Source organism: Vicinamibacteria bacterium (genome assembly GCA_035570235.1).
Taxonomy (GTDB): domain Bacteria; phylum Acidobacteriota; class Vicinamibacteria; order Fen-336; family Fen-336; genus DATMML01.
Map to the genome: position 1 here is coordinate 79518 of DATMML010000042.1, position 16822 is coordinate 96339.

The 16822-nt window shown below is 65.2% G+C and carries 12 protein-coding genes; 1 reads left to right on the forward strand and 11 read right to left on the reverse strand.

All coding sequences use genetic code 11. From position 1 onward, the window contains the following. Window positions 1-153: 153 nt before the first annotated feature. From VN461_07560 to VN461_07600, 9 genes are all read right to left on the reverse strand, one after another. Window positions 154-2547 carry an alkaline phosphatase family protein gene (locus VN461_07560; protein HXB54622.1) on the reverse strand — a complete coding sequence of 798 codons (2394 nt, stop codon included), beginning with the start codon at window positions 2545-2547 and terminating at the stop codon, window positions 154-156. 317 nt (window positions 2548-2864) lie between these two features. Beyond that, a complete protein-coding gene (locus tag VN461_07565) occupies window positions 2865-4229 on the reverse strand; it encodes a sigma-54 dependent transcriptional regulator (GenBank protein HXB54623.1) in 1365 nt (454 codons plus the stop codon). Beyond that, on the reverse strand, window positions 4226-5620 hold the full coding sequence (locus tag VN461_07570; GenBank protein HXB54624.1) for a trypsin-like peptidase domain-containing protein: 1395 nt from the start codon (window positions 5618-5620) through the stop codon (window positions 4226-4228). Before VN461_07570 ends, VN461_07565 begins: the two co-directional genes overlap by 4 nt. Then, a complete protein-coding gene (ligA, locus tag VN461_07575; protein ID HXB54625.1) occupies window positions 5617-7653 on the reverse strand; it encodes an NAD-dependent DNA ligase LigA in 2037 nt (678 codons plus the stop codon). The genes VN461_07570 and ligA overlap by 4 nt, the downstream gene beginning before the upstream one ends. Continuing rightward, window positions 7650-8117, reverse strand: coding sequence for a hypothetical protein (locus VN461_07580; protein HXB54626.1), 468 nt, complete (start codon window positions 8115-8117; stop codon window positions 7650-7652). The genes ligA and VN461_07580 overlap by 4 nt, the downstream gene beginning before the upstream one ends. A gap of 20 nt (window positions 8118-8137) precedes the next feature. Next, the gene (locus VN461_07585) at window positions 8138-9139 is read right to left on the reverse strand and encodes a polyprenyl synthetase family protein (GenBank protein ID HXB54627.1); all 1002 of its coding nucleotides are present in this window, start codon (window positions 9137-9139) and stop codon (window positions 8138-8140) included. A 15-nt stretch (window positions 9140-9154) separates the two neighbouring features. Beyond that, the gene (locus VN461_07590; protein ID HXB54628.1) at window positions 9155-9643 is read right to left on the reverse strand and encodes a YajQ family cyclic di-GMP-binding protein; all 489 of its coding nucleotides are present in this window, start codon (window positions 9641-9643) and stop codon (window positions 9155-9157) included. A 68-nt stretch (window positions 9644-9711) separates the two neighbouring features. Then, a complete protein-coding gene (locus VN461_07595; GenBank protein HXB54629.1) occupies window positions 9712-10503 on the reverse strand; it encodes a TatD family hydrolase in 792 nt (263 codons plus the stop codon). 496 nt (window positions 10504-10999) lie between these two features. Beyond that, entirely contained in the window at window positions 11000-11467 is a 468-nt protein-coding gene (locus VN461_07600) for a RidA family protein (GenBank protein HXB54630.1), read from the reverse strand. Between the two features lie 85 nt (window positions 11468-11552). Here VN461_07600 and VN461_07605 point away from each other — a divergent pair, with 85 nt between their 5' ends. After that, window positions 11553-12491, forward strand: a complete 939-nt coding sequence (locus VN461_07605) for a LysR family transcriptional regulator (protein ID HXB54631.1) — start codon at window positions 11553-11555, stop codon at window positions 12489-12491. Window positions 12492-12612: 121 nt separating this feature from the next. On the opposite strand, the gene VN461_07610 is transcribed toward VN461_07605, so the two are convergent. Continuing rightward, window positions 12613-13713 carry a formylglycine-generating enzyme family protein gene (locus tag VN461_07610; GenBank protein ID HXB54632.1) on the reverse strand — a complete coding sequence of 367 codons (1101 nt, stop codon included), beginning with the start codon at window positions 13711-13713 and terminating at the stop codon, window positions 12613-12615. A 596-nt stretch (window positions 13714-14309) separates the two neighbouring features. Further along, window positions 14310-16814, reverse strand: a complete 2505-nt coding sequence (locus VN461_07615) for a response regulator (GenBank protein ID HXB54633.1) — start codon at window positions 16812-16814, stop codon at window positions 14310-14312. Window positions 16815-16822 lie beyond the last annotated feature (8 nt).

A 16822-nucleotide genomic window follows, 5' to 3' on the forward strand; every position in this document is an offset into this window, starting at 1 on the left:
AGTGGGAAATTCTGGGCTGACGACAGAGTCACCTGCTCCAGACATGCTATCCCTATAACTCCAGGGCCAGGAAGTCAAGAACAAATTCGGTTGGATCTTTGAGGCACGATCACAAATTCGGAACCGTTTCAGACTGGGACACTTCCCGTAAACTCATCGGGCCGCGGACCTCAGGAACTGCTGGACGTCGGGCTGATCGGGGTCGAGGGCGAGGGACTGCTTCCAGAGGGCCACCGCGCCCGCCTTGTCCTTGCGCTCTCCGAGGAGCAGAGCGGCCAGGGTCTTGCAGGCTAGAGGCGTCGGGCCGAGCGCGACCGATCGCTGGTAGGCGGCAATGGCGCGGTCGAGCTCGCCAACCCGACCCCAGGCCGCCCCGAGCATGCCCCACAACCGCGCAGAGCGCGGAAGGCTCGCGACCGCCTGGAGCAAGACTTTCCGCCCCTCCGCTTCTCGCCCTTGTTTCTGGAAGAGCAGGGCAAGGTCTCCCAAGCCTCCCTCACGCTCCTCATCGGTCTGAGCTTTCACGACCGCTCCCCGGAACGCCGACTCAGCCGACGGTCCCTCGTTCGCCCCCGTCAGCGCTTGACCCAGCTTCCTTTCGAGCACCGAGTCCGTGGCGTTCGCGGCCAGCGCCTCTCGATACAGGATCGCCGCCTGCTTCCAGTCCCCGCGTGCCAAGGCCACGTCACCCCGCAAGGATGCCGGGACCGGCGACGGATCCAGCGATTGCGCCTTGCGCAAGGCGTGCTCGGCCTCGTCGGGGCGTCCGAGTTCGGCCGCTACCCGTGCCTGCAGCCAGAGGATTTCCGCGAGCAACGGCTCCGCATCGGCCAACGCCTCCGCCCGCCGCAGCTCGGACAGCGCCTCCTCCGAGCGGCCAACATGCTGCGCGACCCGCGCGCGCAGCAGGTGAAGCTGCGGGAGCCGATCATCGAGAGCGCCGGCCACGGCCAGCTCCGCCGCGGCCTCGTCCCAGCGCCGCGCCTCCACCGCCCAGGCCGCACGCTGGAGCCGCACGCCGATGCCATTCGGATCCAGAACGAGAGCCTGGTCCAGCAACTCCTTGGTTTTCGAGAGTTCGCCCCGGTGAATGTGGATGCGGGCGGCGAAAACGCGGGCGTTGACGTTGCGTGGATCGAGTTCAAGGGCGCGGGCGTAGTCGGCCAGAGCGCCCGCCTCGTCACCGTCCGCGGCACGGGAGGCCCCTTCATTCAAGTACGAGGTGGCCGTCCGGCCCGCCTCGTCGTGACCTCGGTTGGCCGAATCGCCAAGATAACCCAGCGCCCGCAAGCGTTCTATGCGCTCCTCGGAGTCCTCGTCGCGGGCCGTGGTCGCTCGGGGTGGGGTGGCCACGTCGACGGGATAGTGATCGACTGCCTTGAGCTCGCGCCAGCTTCCCGGCTCGAAGGCCTGCTTAAGGCGCACGCCGGGCAGCTCGCGCGACAAGGGGACGTCGAGCAGGCCGAGAACCGTGGGGGCCACGTCCAGGATGCTCGCGCCCTCGATCGTGGCGCCGCGCCGCACTCCCGGCCCGGCGGCCAGGACCACACCGCTCAGCTTGTGCCAGAGGGGGGCCAGCCCGGTGTCCGCGCGACCGGAGGTCACGGGGCGGCTATCACCGCTCTTAAAGCCGTGGTCGGACACGACCAGCGTCACCGTGCCGGCGTCAGCCCCCTCCAGGAGCTCCCCCAAGACCTCATCTTGATAGTCGTAGCAGCGGTCCACCGTCTTCGAGAACGCCTGGAAGTCTTCGGGCAGGATCCCGGGCCGCTGGGGCGGGGCGTCCTCCATGAAGAGATGCCCACAAGCGTCGACGAGCTCGAAGTACACGGCAAGCAGGTCTGGATGGCGCTGTCCGCCTAGGTAGCGCGTGACGCCGCGAAATAACTCGGTCGTGGCATGAATCTCCGCCAGGCGCGCCAACCGGCGGATCCCGTCCGGACTGGGGGTGGCGCCGGGTTCGACGAAGCGTGCGCGCGTGGCCTCGGTCTGGGCGGCCACCTCACCGAAGCGCACGCGCAGTTCTTGGGCGAGACCCTCCGGATAGGTCGATCCGGCCCCCCCGCTCGCGCTCTTCACTTGGTGAAAGCCTAGGTGATCCGAAACCACGAAGCCTCTCACGTGTTCCGCAGGATAGGTGGCATACCAGCCCACGACACCCGTGCTCTTCCCGGCATGATCGAGAATGTTCCAGAGTGCGGGGACGCGACGCCGGGTACTGGTGATGGGCATGAGCTTGCCCTCGGAAGAGACCTCCACGAAGTCCAGAATGCCGTGGTCCTGTCCCCGGCGACCGGTGGCAATCGTCGTCCACAGGATCGGGGAGAGTAGCGGTTCGCGCGAGCGCAGGCGACCGCTGGCCCCGGCCCTCTTCAGCCGCGCGAAGGTAGGAAGCCTGCCCTCACCAATCAGCCGTTCGAGAATGCCGGGGTCCGCGCCGTCCACTCCGACCAGCAACACCCTCTTAACCGAGCCGCCCCCGCCACAGCCCAGGCAGGTCAGGCAGAACAAGACGGCCACCCCGAAGCCTCGGCTCCTGTCCTTCACGGGCCGATCATAAACCGAGTGTCGGAGTCGGGGGCCCTCGGCGTGCGGTTCACGCTTCCCCTGGCGTCCGCCGGGGCGTCGGCGGGGTCTCGCTCCACGTGCTCTCGCTGCCGGCCCTCCGGGCCGTAGCGCCCCCATGGAGGCAGGTCCGGATGCCACGGCACGACGAGCCGACGCCGAGTCGGATTCAACGGCCGCTCGGTCGCAAGCGCCGGCTGCTTGTGGCGGGTAATAACCCAAGTTGAAGCCCTGTGTCCGTCGTCGAGCGGGGGGTCTCGGCAGGCGCTGCCCACCGGCCCTGGCGGGCGGGGGAAGCTTTAGCCGTCTTTTTCCTGGCTAATCCCGTACTGCTCGAGCTTCTTGTACAGGTTGGACCGCGGGGTGCCGATAGCGGCGGCAGTGGCCGAGATGTTCCATTTGCTCTCGCGCAACTTATCGACCAGGAAGGCTCGCTCCGCAGCCTCTTTGAAGTCTCGGAGGGAGGCCGCGGTGTCGGCTGCGGGCGGACCGCCGTCCGCGGGACGGCGCAATACCTCCGCTAGGTGCTCGACCCGAATTTCCTCGCCTTCGACCATGATGAGGAGCCGCTCCACGGCGTTCTTCAGCTCCCGCACGTTGCCCCGCCAAGGATGCCGTTTCAAGGCCTCGACCGCCGCGGGGGCGAAGGTCTTGGGGCGAAAGTTGCTCTCCGCGGAGAACTGTTTGACGAAGTGCTGGACAAGAACCGGAACATCCTCCGCCCGCTCCCTCAGGGGGGGGACGCGGATGGGGATCACGGACAGGCGGAAGTAGAGGTCCTCCCGGAAGTCGCCCTTCTCGATGGCCCCCTCCAGGGCCTTGTTGGTTGCGGCTATCACGCGCACGTCCACCTGGATCGTCTTTTGGGAGCCGATGCGCTCGACCTCTCCCTCTTGGAGGACGCGAAGGACCTTTGCCTGGGTGCGTAGGCTCATGTCCCCCACCTCGTCTAGGAAGATGGTCCCTTTGTGGGCTAGCTCGAACTTGCCGATTTGCTTCTCGGTGGCCCCGGTGAAGGAGCCCTTCTCGTGGCCGAAGAGTTCACTCTCGATCAGCTCCTCGGGGATGGCCGCGCAATTCACCTGCACGAACGCATCGTCTTTACGCAGGCTGTTGCGGTGGATGGCCCGAGCCACGAGCTCTTTACCCGATCCGCTCTCTCCCATGATGAGTACGGTGGCGTTGGTGGGGGCGGCGCGCTTGACCGCGTCCCATACTTTTTCCAGGGCCCCGCTCTGTCCGACCATTCGATAGCGGTCATCGAAGCTGAGCTTCAACCGGCGGTTCTCGTCGCTGAGCCGCTTCTGGCCGAGCGCGTTACGTGCCACCAGCAGGATTCGGTCACTCTCCGGCGGCTTCTCGATGAAGTCGAAAGCTCCGAGCTTTGTGGCCTCGACCGCGGTCTTGACGGTGCCGTGGCCGGAGAGGATGACCACGGGCAGCGACTCTTCCAGGGCCCGGATCCGCCTCAGCGTCTCCATCCCATCCATCTGCGGCATCTTGATGTCGAGAAAGACGAGGTCGGGTCCCTCCTTCTCCACCATCTTGATCCCCGCCGCCCCGCTCGCCGCGAGCAGGCACTCGTAGCCTTCGTATTCGAAGATCATCTTCAAGGAGGAGCGAATGGCCTCCTCATCGTCGATGATGAGGACCCGGGCCTTCACCTCGCATCCTCGACTTCGATCTTGGTCAGGAAGGAGCCGGGGGGCCGAGGCCGGTACACGTACAGCCAGGCCGCTTCCCCGTTGGAGAGGCTGCCCACCACGCGCTTATAGGCGGCGGCGTTCGGCGTGGCCTTGCGGTTCACCTCCACGATGATGTCGCCCTGGTCGAGGGCGTCGGTGCCGGGATCGACGCCCAGGACGTCCTTGACCACCGCCCCAACCCTGTCCACGGGGAGGTCTTTCTTGGCCTTCGGCCCCAGGTCGCCGACCACGAGCCCCAGCGCGTCGCCCTTGACGGAGACGCTGTCCGCGGCGGGTCGGGGTGGGGGGGTCGCGTCCTCGGGGGCCCGCTCCGTCAGCTTGGCTTCCAGCGACAAGGTCTTGCCGTCGCGGAATACGGCTAGGGTCACCGGGCTGCCCGGCTTGAGGGCCGCGATGGTACGCACGAGCTGGTCGCCGTCCTCGACGGGCTGGCCGGAGACACCGGTGACCACGTCGTAACGGCGGAGACCGGCTGTCTGCCCGGCGCTACCGGGCACCACCTCCAAGACTAGGGCCCCCCGCGGCTCCTTGAGGCCGAGTAGTTTCTGGAGATCCGGGTCCAACTCGTGGAGCTGGATTCCCAGGTAACCGCGGGAGACGTGACCGCTCGTGCGCAGCTGGTCGAGAACGGCACGGGCTAAGTTGATGGGCACCGCGAAGCCGATCCCCTGCCCCTCGCTGCTCACGGCGGCGTTGATCCCGACCGCCTCCCCGGAGACGTTGATCAGTGGTCCCCCGGAGTTCCCGGGGTTGATAGCGGCGTCGGTCTGGATGTAGGAATCGAAGGAGGCGTTGAAAATCTTCCGGCCCTTTGAGGAAACGACCCCCACGGTAACCGTATGGTCGAAATGGAGGGGGTTACCGATGGCGCACACCCACTCCCCCACCCGCACCCGGTCCGAATCGCCCAGGGGCACCACGGGCAGGTCACGGGCGTCCACTTTCAGGAGGGCGAGGTCGGTGCTGGGGTCCGACCCCACGAGAGAGGCCGGCAGCTCTCGCTTGTCCGCTAAGCGCACCCGGATTCGGGCGGGGCTGGGAACGAGGTGGTGATTGGTGAGGATGTAACCCGTGGAGTCCACGATGAAACCCGATCCCTCGCCGCGCCGCGGAACGTCCAACTCGGGGGCATCCTCGACCCCCTCGTGCGGATTCGAACCGTCTTTCTCGATGACGTCCACGTGTACCACCGCGGGATTCACCCGCTGGACGATATCCGCGAAGGAAGGAGCGCCCGTCGCGTAAGCACCCGGGAAGGGGACACTTCCACCCCCGCCCGCCAAGAGGCCCAGGAGGGCGGCCACCGAGGCGACCAGCGCGAAGGAGAGGGCGAGCGCGGCGCGCGTCATGAGGGAAGTATACCGCCGGGGGGGCCGGAGTCGGACGACAGCATGGCCTTGAAGGCGGCCTCGTCCACGCATTTCAGGCCCAGCCCGCGGGCCTTTTCGTACTTGGAGCCGGCCTCCTTGCCCACCACCACCACAGCCGTATTCTTGGAGACGGAGGAGGTCACGCGCCCTCCGCGGGCCTCGATGGCGGCCTTGGCCTCGTCCCGGCTCATGCCTTCGAGGGTCCCCGTGAGGACAAATTGCATACCTTGGAAAGCCAGCGCTCCGGGAGGGGCTTCGGGCTCTTCCGTCCGCACGCCCGCCTTGCGAAGGCGCTCGACCAGGCTCCGGTTGGCCTCGCTCCCAAACCAAGCGTGGACGGAGTTGGCGACCACGGGCCCGATTTCGTAGAGGGCGTCGATCTCCTCCGCCCGGGCTCGCCCCAGCGCCTCCAGGCTCCGGAAGTGCCGGGCCAAAAGCAGAGCTGCCCGCTCGCCTACGAAGCGGATACCGAGGCCGAAAAGTAGCCGGCGCAGCTCCCGGTTTTTGCTCGCCTCGATCTGCGCAAGCAGGTTCCGGCTCGACTTGTCCGCCATCCGCTCGAGGCCGATCACATCCTCGAGCCGCAACTGATAGAGGTCGGCGAAATCGCGCACCAGGCCCTTCTCCACAAACTGATGAACGAGCGCGTCCCCCAGACCCTCGATGTCCATGGCTTCGCGCCGAGCGAAGTGCTTCAAAGCCTCCTCAATCTGGGCCGGGCAGGAGACGTTGGGGCAGCGCCGATCCACTTCCCCCTCTGCCTTCACGGCCGGCGTCCCGCAGACGGGGCAGGCGGCCGGGGGCACCCAGGGTTTCGTGCCGGGAGGACGCCTTTCCACGATGACCGCCACCACCTTGGGGATGACGTCGCCTCCTTTCTCAATGATCACGGTGTCCCCCACCCGCACGTCCTTCCGCGCCACTTCCTCCTCGTTGTGCAGGGTCGCCCGGCTCACCGTGGACCCCGCCAAGAGCACGGGGTCGAGCCCAGCAACGGGGGTGAGCTTCCCGGTGCGGCCCACGTGCACCTCAATGGAGCGCACCCCGGTGGTCGCCTGCCGGGCCGGATATTTGAACGCGATGGCCCAGCGCGGAAACTTGCTCGTGAACCCCAGCTCCTGTTGGAGGGCGAAGTCGTCCACCTTCACCACCACGCCGTCGATGTCGTACTCCAGCGAGTCGCGCTTCCCCCTCCACTCCGCGCAGAACTCCAGCACGTCGGCCAGACCGCGGCAACGCCGGGAGTTGGGGTTGGTCTTGAGGCCCCAGGACCCCAAGCGCTCCAGGGCCTCCCACTGGCTCTGGAGCACGGTTCCCTTGAGGTGGGCCACCGCGTAAAGGTATGTGTCCAGCCCCCGCGCGGCAGCGATGCGCGGATCCAGGCTCTTCATCGTGCCCGCCGCGGCGTTGCGCGGGTTTGCGAAGGGCTCCTCCCCCGCCCGCTCACGCTCGCGGTTCATGGCCTCGAAACGGGAACGGGGTAGGAAGACTTCGCCGCGCACCTCCAACTCCGCCGGAGCATCGTCCCCCTGGAGGCGCAGGGGGACGGCCTTGATGGCCCTCACGTTGGGCGTAACGTCATCCCCGCGCACCCCGTCACCCCGCGTGACCCCCCGGAGGAGGCGCCCATGCTCGTAGTGGAGGGCCACCGAGAGCCCGTCAATCTTGAGTTCCGTCACGTAGACCATCTCCCGCGGCCCCACGAGGCGGAAGATACGCTCCTCAAACTCCCGGAGCTCGTCCTCGCTGTAAGTGTTGTCCAGGCTGAGCATGGGCACGCGGTGGGTGAAGCTCGGGAACTCCTCGGAGGGGCGCTCCCCCACCCGCTGGGTCGGGCTGTCCGGCGTAACCAGCTCGGGGTGCTGGGCCTCCAGGTCCCGGAGCTCGCGCTCCAGTCGGTCGTATTCCTCGTCGGAGATTTCCGGCGCATTCAAGACGTGGTAAAGCCGCTCGTGGTGGCGAATCTCCCGGCGTAAGTGCTCGACGCGTTGCGCGGCTTTCACGTCGGTCATTTCTGCCGTGCGCCGGCGATGGCGGCGCGGGTCCGCGCTTCCTCTTCCCGGGCCTCCGCGGCCAAGCCGGCAAGGCCCCGGCCACGCACCCTCGAGCTCGACAGGCGGTCAAGCTCGGCCCCGACCTCGCCGTAGAGGGCGAGGGCCGCGGCAGCGTCTTTAACCTCGATCTTGCGCCCGGAGGCCAGGACGAGCCGCGCCGCCTCCGCGGCGGGGGGCAGGGGCGCGGTTAGCCCCATCGCCCTCAGGCCCCAGCGCAGAGCCTGTCGGGCATGCTCGCCCGCCGGCGGCCCCGCGACCCGGGCCGCGTAGTGGCGCGTCCAGAGGAGGGCAGCATGGCCTTCCAGGAGCCGGGGAGCGACGAAGAGACCCGCGGCCAGAGCCGCGAGGAGGGCGTTCAGGAGCAGGCCGCCAACAACCGGCTTCCGCAACCGCCCTAGGCTATGGGGGGGGGTACCGGACACGATGCGCCCCTGCTCCCCTCCTAGTGGTCCCGGGCCAGGATGAAGTCGGGCAGGGCCTCGAGGGCCTCGCGGTAGGGGGAACGGTCGAAGACGAGGAGGTCCCGCCGGGCGGCGGCGGCGTATTGCTCGGCCAGGCCGCGGGCCTCGTCCAAGGCTCCGTGTTCACGGGCCAATCGCACAATCTCCTCCCTCGAGACCCTCCCGAATCCGCGGTCCTCGAGGACGGTGGAGACCTTGTCGATGCCAGTCGCGCCTGCCCTACGCAGGAGGAAGATCATGGGCAGGGTCAACTTGCCCTCGCGGAGATCGTTGGCCACGGGCTTACCTAGGGTCTTCTCCTCTGCCGTGAAGTCCAGGAGATCGTCGACCATCTGGAAGCAGGTCCCCAGATCCAGGCCATAGGCGGCCAAGGCTTCCTCTTTTTCCGGGCCGACCTCCCCCAGGATGGCGCCAATCCGCATGCAGCCGGCGAAGAGGTCAGCGGTCTTTCGGCGGATGATGTCGATGTGGTCCGCGGGGTTCACCTTGAGGTCGCCGTTGCGCTCGATCTCCAGGATCTCGCCCTCGATCATGCGCAGGGTCACGTCGGAGAGCAGACGAAGAATCTTGAGGTTGTCCTGGGAGAGGGCCATGGACATGGACTTGGTGTACAAGAAGTCGCCCAGGAGCACGGTGATGTCGTTACCCCAACGGCTGTTCACGCTGCGGCGGCCCCGGCGGACGGTAGCCTCGTCGATGATGTCATCGTGGAGGAGGGTGGCGGTGTGGATGAACTCCACTACCGAGGCTAGGAGGATCGCCCGACTGCCTCGGTAGCCGCAGAGCCGGCAGGCCAGAAGCAACAGAGCGGGCCGGATGCGCTTTCCCCCGCCCTCCTGGATATACCGTCCGATCTCGCTCACCAGCCTTACGTCGGAGCGGACTTGCTCCTGGAACAGCTCTTCGACGCGGGCCAGGTCGTCCTCCACGAGCTGGACGATGTCCCTGAGGTCTGCCACCCCGCGTCCGTCGAGAGGATCCACCGCGGCCAAGGGCTCCTACCTGTAGTTGGTGAACTGCATGTCGATGCCCAGGTCGATCTCTTTCAGGACCCGCATCACGCTCTGCAGGTCGTCCTTGTTCTTCCCGGAGATCCGCACCTGGTCGCCTTGGATGGCGGCCTGCACCTTCAGTTTCGTCCCTTTGATGACCTTCACGATCTCCCGGGCCTTTTCGGAGGGTATGCCCTTCTGCAGGCTGACCTTCTGCCGAGTGGTGCCACCCAAGGCTTTCTCGATCGTCCCGAACGTAAGGGCCTTTAGTGGCACGCTTCTCTTCACGAAGCGAGTCTCGAGCACATCGCGGACCGCTTTGAGCTTGAATTCGTCGGAGGAGGCGAGAACGACTTCCTCTCCCTGCAGGTCGATGACAGAACCGGTGCCTTTCAGGTCGTAGCGCGTGGTGATCTCCTTCATGGCCTGGGCGATGGCGTTCCTCACCTCTTGAAGGTCCACACTGCTCACGACGTCAAAAGAACTTTCAGCCATGGTCCGTAGAAGCGAGGCAGGAACGCTCGGAACGAACACGCGTAAGGTGACGGATTCGGGCGGCGTTGTCAAACGACCCTGCGGAATAGCCGGGCAAAGTTCTCAAGGGCGGCTGCGCCGACGGTCTCCGCGGTCTCGCCACGCAGGGCCGCAACCGTCCGCGCTACCTCCACCACAAAGGCGGGTTCGTTACGCTTGCCGCGGTGGGGCGGGGGGGCCAGGAAAGGAGCGTCGGTCTCGACGAGCAGACGGTCCCGTGGCACCGTCTTAGCCACCCCCTGGACGACCTCGGTGCGGGGAAAAGCCACGATCCCGGAGAATGAGATGTAGAAGCCCAGGGCCAGGGCCCGCTCCGCCAGTTCCCGACCGCCCGAGAAGCAGTGGATGACGCCCCCCACCTCGGCCGCCCCCTCCTCCTCCAGGATTCCCGCGGTCTCCTCGTCCGCCTCCCGTGTGTGAACGATGAGGGGCAGCCCCGCCCCGCGCGCCAGCTTCACCTGGCGGCGGAAAACCTCCCGCTGAACGGGTCGGGGGGAATGGTCGTAGTGAAAGTCCAGCCCCACCTCGCCGATGGCCACGATTCGGCCTTCTCGAGCCAAGCCCAGCAGCTCGTCATAAACGCGTTCGTCGGCAAGCTTCGCTTCGTGGGGATGCACGCCGGCCGAGGCCGGCACTCCGAGCTCCCCGGCCACGCGCAGAGCCCGGCGGTGGCCCTCCTCCTCGTCAACTCCGCCCACAATCAAGAGCTCGCGAACACCTTGGGCGCGCGCGCGGGCGACGACTGCCTCCCGGTCTCCATCGAACTGGGGCATGTCGATGTGACAGTGGCTGTCAACAAACTGAGGTGTCCGATCAATCACGCTTTGTCGCTCTAGATAGACTTAGGTTCATATACTTAGGTTGGTTCAGGACGTTCCAGAGCGTTCCAGGAAGTCCCATGGGGTAACAGGAATCGTGTTGCCCTGTGTTACCCCAGGGGCAATCAACTCCCCTCATGGGCTAAGTCATGCGCCTATAGACCGGCTGTCGATGTGTGAGGACCGCTCCTCAGCCAGTTGCCAGAAGTATAGCCAGATTCTCTGGAAGCATCCGCCCGGCGTGGGGTCGCCCTTCCCAGCGGGCTCGGCCGCGAGAACAGTCTTGCCCCCGTGTTACCGGGGCACCCTCCAAGTCATGGGGGTGCCCGTGAAAGCACGACTACCACATATCGATGTGGGTATGGCTGTCGACGAGTTGGATATTCGGTTCCGTCGGGGGCCGTCCATGCCGCGAAAAGGGTCTAGCTCCAGATCCCTGCGGGGAGGCCACGTCTTGCCGAACTCACGGTGCAGCACTGACGACCCCCGCGGTTGGACGCTACTTGGCGTTCGTGACGGCGACAGCCTCGATCTCTACGAGAAATTCCGGGCGAAAAAGCCTCGGAACCTGAATCGCCGTGCTGGTGGGTGGTTTGCTTGTGTCTATGTACTGGTCTCTTACCTCCCGAAACTCAGGCAGGTTCGATAGGTCGAGAAGGTAAATGTTGAGCTTGATCATGTCACGAAAGCTCCCGCCTGCTGCTTCGACTCCCGCCTTCAGGTTCTCGAAGACCTGCTTAACCTGAGAGCGAAAGTCATCTTTACCAACGAGGTTGCCGGATTTGTCCACTGCGACCTGTCCCGCAACGAAGACTGTCTTTCCGCCGCTCACTATAGCGAGCTGCGAGTAGCCAACGGACTTGGGCATCGTGTCCGGGACGATCAATTGAACAGCTGCGTTTTCAAGCATCTCTGCCGTAGCCTCCTTGGAGAGGAAGTTAATCCACGGGGGCGGCGCCAGGCCCACCCGCCTGCACTCCCGCGCGCACTTCACAGCTCGCAAAATAAGATCGTTTCCACTATTCTTCCAATCGATTCGTTGAATACCTGACATGCATGATGTGAATTTGGCCGCTCTGGACCTCAACCTCTTGGTCGCCCTCCAAGCACTGCTCGAGGAAGAGAGCGTCGGAGGCGCGGCGCGGCGTGTGGGGCGCTCTCAGCCTGCCATGAGTCATGCTTTGAGCCGGCTTCGCAGCATGCTCGGCGATGCCATATTGGTCCGTGTTGGTGCAGGCATGCAGGTCACCGTGCGCGGTGAGGCGCTTCGCCATCCCGTCCGAGATGCATTGGAGCGGGTCAAAGAATTGCTCGCCGGTGACACATTCGATCCTTCCCGCAGCCAGCGGACGTTTCGAATATGCGTAACCGACAATGCGAGCGATCTTCTCCTCCCCCCTCTGTTGGCCCGGCTGCAGCGGATGGCTCCGAGCATCCGGGTGGAGATCCAGCCGTGGCGTGGAGGCTTCACGAATCCCACGGAGCTGGCCCGCGACGTCGACGCCGTGATCGCCTGCATTCCCGACTCCTTCGCGGGCTTCCACCGTCGGCGCTTGTTCAGGGATCGCGACGCGTGCGCCGTCCGCAGGAGCCACCGGGCGGCGAGGCCGATTTCCAAGCCAGAGCAATTTCTCAACTGGAAGCAGGTGGCAGTGAGGCCGCAAGGACTCTTCGCGGACCCGGTGGATACTTGGTTGAAGCAGGAAGGACTCACCCGAAACGTCGTCCTGACGGTACCGCACTACCTGCAAGCCCTGCACGTCGTGGCCCGTTCCGACCTTATCGCCGTCCTCCCCGAGCGGCTGATAAGAACATATGCTTCTCAACTAAACGTAAGCGCGATGCCAGTACCCCTGGACGTCGGTAGTTTCGATGAGTATCTCCTGCATCCAGCGCGGACCCACACGGACACAGGGTGTGTGTGGCTGCGTAACGTGTTGAAGGACATCGGGCGAGAACTGGAGTCACAGTCACATGAGGCACGGAAGTAGAAGGTCACGGACAAAGGAGAGAGTTCGGGATCCGATCGTTCGCCGACTCATCCTTGCTGATCAGGGGTGCTCCGGATCTGACGCCCGAAGCTCACGGTTGCTTTCGCAGCATCGAGAACATCTAGGGCGTGCCCGTCCGGACGGGATAGACGCACCGAAAACCGACGAATCCAACTGCGTTCGACACCTCGTGGCTATCGCGCCATCGGGTGCGCAAGTTGACGACAGCACCACCGAAACTGCCGCCGCGTATGACTCGGCGGCCGCGCACAGTACGGATGTCGATGGGAAGCCCGCCGCCGGCCACGGGATCCAGTTGAGGTTCCGCCGGATACCCCGACTCCCATGCGTCCAGCACGAACTCCCAGACGTTGCCCGCCAGATCATATAGGCCAACGGGATTCGGCGGATAGCTGCCGACCTGTCTGGTCGCGCCGACTCCACTCGCCGAGTAGTTGGCAAGCTCGGGCGATGGCAACGCGTTCCCCCAAGGAAACTCACGGTCATCTCCAGCACGAGCGGCGAATTCCCATTCAGCCTCGCTAGGCAACCGGCCGCTCGCCCACTGACAAAAGGCTTCCGCAGCATGCCAGGTCACGAATACGACGGGGTGGTTCGCCTTGCCCGCTGGGTAGCCTCCATCTTTCCAGTGCTCGAGGTAGTGCCCGTTGTCCAACTCCGGGGGAAAGTGCGATCGGCCCCACTCGGGGTGGGTCACCGTGAATTGGAAGAAGCGCTCGTTTGTGACCTCGTAGCGGTCCATCCGGAAGTCGCCCACGGTGACGAGGTGGTCCGGGACCTCACTCTCGAAGGCTCCTGGGAAACTCACGACGTAGCGACGCTTCAGCTCGGGAATCGCGGACGATGCTGTCCCCATCCGAAATGTCCCTCCCCTAACCAGCACCGCCCCCTCCTGCTGTCCAAACACGCAGGTGCTGGTGGCCAGAGCTATCCCGACCGCAACGAACGCTTGGCATATGTAGCTATTCGACACCCTCGCCAGCGGCCTTCGGCGAGCCTGGCCCCGGGCCCGCCTGTCGAGCACCATAGACCGACGACAAGGACGGCGGTTTGCGTGACTTGGGATCGAGCTGGATCCCACATTGACCTGGGTATGGCCGTCGACGACTCCTGTTCTGGGTTCCGTCAAGAGCCCTCCACGACACGAAACGCGCCAGACGTCAGAGTCCGCCGGGGCCAAACCTGGTCGAATGCTCAGCATAGCCTGACCGCTTCCAGTGGAGGCCAGAAAAGCCTGCGCGAGCGGGGATTGCGGTCTAAGAGGTGTCCCCGCTCATCCGCCTCTTCGAGACCCATCGAGGGCTTGCCTGAATCCGCGGCTCATTGACATTCGTCTTTTCTTCGCCTAGGATAGCCGGCCCAGAGAGGTCGGGCGATGCTCACCCATGAGGAAGTCGAGCGAATCCGCTTAGGCGTCCGGGATGGAACTAGGGGTCCCGTAATGCTGTCGTGGGTAGAGAAATTGTTACAGGATCGAGACGAACGGATCCAGCGCGACCGGGCGCTTGCGGCTCAACTGCTTGCCGACGCCGCGACCACGCGGCCGGCGCCGCCGCGCTAGCGGATCTTGGGCCCGCTCGGCCTCATACCTCTGACAAGACTCGAACCCACGACGGGCTCGGAGGGATCCCGAAAAACCTCGGGCGACGGGATTTCTCTAGAAGTAGTCGCGACTAAGAGCTGGTCGGTCAGGAGCATGATGCAGGGTCGGGAACCGTGACTACGCCCACCGCCGGTTTCTCACCATGCCAGACTGCCTGACGCTTGGCACCCAAGTTGTTGGAGCGGGGGCCAGCGTTATCCCGACCCGCCCAGCACCTCCCTCACCTTTCGCGCGAGTGCCTCCATGGTGAAGGGCTTTTGCAGGAACGCGGCGTTCGCGGCGAGCACACCGTGGAGCACGACCGCGTCGTCGGTGTAGCCGGACATGTAGAGCACCTTCATCTCGCGGTGAGACCCTACCAAGCGGGCGGCCAACTCGCTTCCGCTCATGCCGGGCATGACCACATCGGTTATCAAGAGGTGGATGTGGACGGCGTGCGCTTGCGCGATCTCGAGGGCGTGCCCCGGGTGACGAGCTTCGACGACCGTATAGCCGCTCGCTTCCAGACACTCGCGTACCAGGCTCCGAAGCGACTCCTCGTCCTCCACGAGTAGGATTGTCTCGGAGCCCCGCTCGGGTTCCGCCTTGGCGGGGGCGGCCTTCACGACGGTCTCCGCCTCTTGGGTCCGCGGCAGGTAGACCTTGAATGTCGTGCCGTGTTCCGGCTCGCTGTACACAAAGATGTGGCCCGCGCTCTGGCTCACAATGCCATGGACGGTTGCCAGCCCCAGCCCTGTCCCCTTCCCAGCTTCCTTGGTCGTGAAGAAGGGTTCGAAGACCTGGGCGAGAACTTCCTGGTCCATTCCGTGACCGGTGTCGCTGACGGCCAGCATCACGTGGGGACCGGGCTTGACCCCAGGGCGAGACCGGGCATAGGCCGCGTCGAGGTCGACGTTGGCGGTCTCGATTGTGAGCCGGCCGCCTCGCGGCATCGCATCCCGCGCGTTCACGGCCAGGTTCATGAGAACCTGCTCGATCTGCCCGGGATCGGCCTGAACGCGGCCCAGAGACTCGTCGAGAACGGTGATCAGCTGGATGTCCTCACCGATCAGGCGTCGCAGCATCTTCTCCATCTCGCCGACTACCGTATTCAGGTCTAGGATCCGCGGCTGGAGAACCTGCCGGCGGCTGAAGGCCAGCAACTGGCGCGTCAGGCCGGCGGCGCGCTCGGCCGCCCGCATGATGTCCTTGATGTATTTCTGGGGGCGAGCCTCGTCGGGGAGCGACTTTTCGAGCAGCTCTCCGTAACCAGTGATGACACCCAACAGGTTGTTGAAGTCGTGGGCGACGCCCCCGGCCAGCCGACCCACCGACTCCATCTTCTGCGCTTGAAGGAGCTGGGCTTCGAGGCGCTTCTTCTCCGTAATGTCATTCGCGAGGGCGAGCCACGCTTTGCGTCCCAGGAACTCGATCGGACTCACCGCAATCTCGACGTCGATTAGGGTGCCGTCCTTCTTGCGGTGTTTCCAAACCCGGGGCGAGCGGAAGGCTTCCTGACCGGGCTCCCGCAGAGCCTCCTGAAAGTGCTGCTCGACGATCGGGATGTTGTCGGATGGATGCAGGTCGCGGATCGTTTTGGCGAGGAATTCGTCGCGGGAGTAGCCGTAGTGGGCGACCGCGGCCTCATTGACCTCGAGGAAACGAGACCCTTCCCCATCGAACACCCACATGGGGTGGGGGTTGCTGGCGAAGAGCAGTCGGAAGCTGCTTTCACTCGCTCGCAAAGCCTCTTCGGCCCGCTTGCGGTCGCTAATGTCGAGAATGACGCCCTGCACGAAGGGGGCCGTTCCTTCCGCGCTCCGCACAACCCGCGCCATGTCACGGACCCATGTCTGCCGGCCATCGCGGGCCACCAGCCGGTACTCCGCGCTTGCCGGGGTGCCCGTCGCCCGAAGGCCGCCAAACACCGCCGTGACCCGCTCCCGGTCGTCGGGATGAATCCGGTGCGTCCAGTGGTCAGGGTCGGTCAACCAATCCGCGGTCGGGAACCCGAGCAGGGTCTCGATCTGCGGGCTCATGTAGCGCGCTTGCCCGACACGTTCGTGCGCCGCCGTGTAGACCACCGCGGGCATCTGCTCCACGAGCGTGCGGAATTTCTCTTCGGCCTGCCGCAGCTCTTGAGTGCGCTCCTGCACCTTTCGCTCGAGGTCGCGGGCCTGCTCTTCCAGTTGCAGCCGTGCCGCCTCCAGATGCTTGTGGGACTCGGAGAGCTCCTCCGAGGTGGAGAAGAGCAGTTCGATCATCTGCTGCTTGTCGGCGTTGACGACGATTTCTCGGCCGCTGAGGCGCACGGCGACCTCCATCTCGAGGCCCCCCCTCTCCCGGTGCGCAAGGTTGTCGAAGATGCGCCGCACTCGGTCTACGAGATAGTCGTCCTCAAAGGGCTTCGTGATGAAATTGTCCGCGCCCTTCTGAAGTCCGTGGATGATGTCCATCGGAGTGCGCTGGCCCGTCAGAAGCACGAAGGGGATCCTTTTCGTGACATCCTCCGCCTTCACGGCTTGGCAGAAGGCGAAGCCGTCCATCTCCGGCATCACCACGTCGGAGACAATTAGGTCCGGCGGCCCAGACTTTGCGGCGGCGAGACCCTCCCGGCCATTCCTTGCCACCTCCACTTGGTAGCCCTGATCCTCGAGGAGGAGGCGGAGGCGCTCCGCCTGCGTGGGGCTGTCCTCGACGACCAGGATCCTGCGTGCCATAAAGGTCC